Origin of the sequence: Pseudaeromonas sharmana, from assembly GCF_042649925.1 — a bacterium.
In the GTDB taxonomy this organism is placed as follows: domain Bacteria; phylum Pseudomonadota; class Gammaproteobacteria; order Enterobacterales; family Aeromonadaceae; genus Pseudaeromonas; species Pseudaeromonas sharmana.
In genome coordinates this window covers 1-1,525 of sequence record NZ_JBHSAF010000009.1, presented here as the reverse complement: position 1 = coordinate 1,525, position 1,525 = coordinate 1, and the positions used below count along the sequence as shown (strand labels likewise).

At 41.0% G+C, this 1,525-nt stretch carries 2 protein-coding genes; both read left to right on the top strand.

The features are described from left to right. Positions 1-476 precede the first annotated feature (476 nt). Positions 477-977 (top strand): hypothetical protein, encoded by a 501-nt coding sequence (locus ACFOSS_RS09225; RefSeq protein ID WP_377152042.1) that lies wholly within the window; start codon positions 477-479, stop codon positions 975-977. A 113-nt stretch (positions 978-1,090) separates the two neighbouring features. Next, the gene (locus ACFOSS_RS09220) at positions 1,091-1,459 is read left to right on the top strand and encodes a hypothetical protein (RefSeq protein ID WP_377152041.1); all 369 of its coding nucleotides are present in this window, start codon (positions 1,091-1,093) and stop codon (positions 1,457-1,459) included. Positions 1,460-1,525 lie beyond the last annotated feature (66 nt).

Sequence of the window (1,525 nt, the reverse complement as noted above, 5' to 3'; positions counted from 1 at the left end):
TAGTTTAAGTCGTTCGCTTCGCTCACTGGGACGCGCATAAAGCCGCGCGCCCCATAACTAAAATGTTATGCAGGTAATCAATGAGCAGAATTTTCAACTTTTCATTGCTTATTCAAGTGCTTTTGATCTGCTCCTTTCTCATGTTTAATTGGCAAGCAGACCAAGCCATGGATAAGTCTGGCATTGGTAACGTTGAAGAGTGGAGTCGTTTAAACCATTTGGCTGGCATTTCCATAAACTGCCTAGTCGTCTTATGGATTTCAACATTTATCATTATCTTATTCAGTAGTCGCATTCGGTCAAAGCAAGCTCAATTAAGCATCGCGTTACCACCATTAGCTTTGATTGTTAGTTGGTTTGCATTGTTTTTCATTTAGAAATGCATAACAAATAGTTTAAGTCGTTCGCTTCGCTCACTGGGACGCGCATAAAGCCGCGCGCCCCATAACTAAAATGTTATAAAAAATGGAGTTCAAATGAACGCTAAGTTAGTCTCTGCAATTTGTTTTAAGCTTTTAGGTATCTACGCAATTATTTCCATATTAATTGCCATTCCATCAGTATGGGCTCTGTATTTTGGACTTCCTGATATGCGCCAAGGGTTATCACCAAGCATAATAGTTCCAATTCTGTCCTCTATCAGCTCTTTAATTTTGGGGGCAGCCTTGCTGCTGACCTTGTGGAAAATAAGCAATTCCATATTAAATAACCTCAATGACACTAATGGTTCATTTGCGTTATCACTGAAGTCCGGTTACATATTGCTTGGTGCTTATTTTTTGATATCTGGATTATCCTCCATGCCAAATGCAATAATTAATGCATGGAGAGTCAGCTTCATTGAAGATACGAACCTGCTAACATATATCCAAATTCTATCCAGTCCAACCGTGTTGGTTATAGCAGGCGCTGTTTTACTTGTTCAGAAAGGCGACGCCAAAAATCTCTACAAAAAACTCAAATATGCCGGCACATAGATTTATAACAAATAGTTTAAGTCGTTCGCTTCGCTCACTGGGACGCGCATAAAGCCGCGCGCCCCATAACTAAAATGTTAGGCATTCAAATGGGTCACTATACGGAACAGATAATGCTGAATGCTGAACGGATCAATCAGCTGAAGGCGCGTATTGACGAAACTTTGAAATTTCGTGATAAAAGCGAGCACAAGCGCCGTGAATGGCTAAAGGCATGTTCAGATTTCCATAACCAATACCAATCTTTGGCATTTCCAGGTGGTTTCAATGGCGCATTGAAACGGTTAAGTGAAGGAGATCAAGTCACAATGGAAGCAGCAATTTGCTTTCTTGAATGTAGACCTTATTTCTTTCGCTCGGGTTACATGTTCAAAGACATTCTCCGAAAGGCAAAAAAGGCTCCGTTATCAAGTGAGCAACGAGAAAGGTTTGATTATGTTGTCGAAGCGTATCGTGAGTATCGAAAGAATAGGAATGCCTAACAAATAGTTTAAGTCGTTCGCTTCGCTCACTGGGACGCGCATAAAGCCGCGCGCCCCATAACTAAA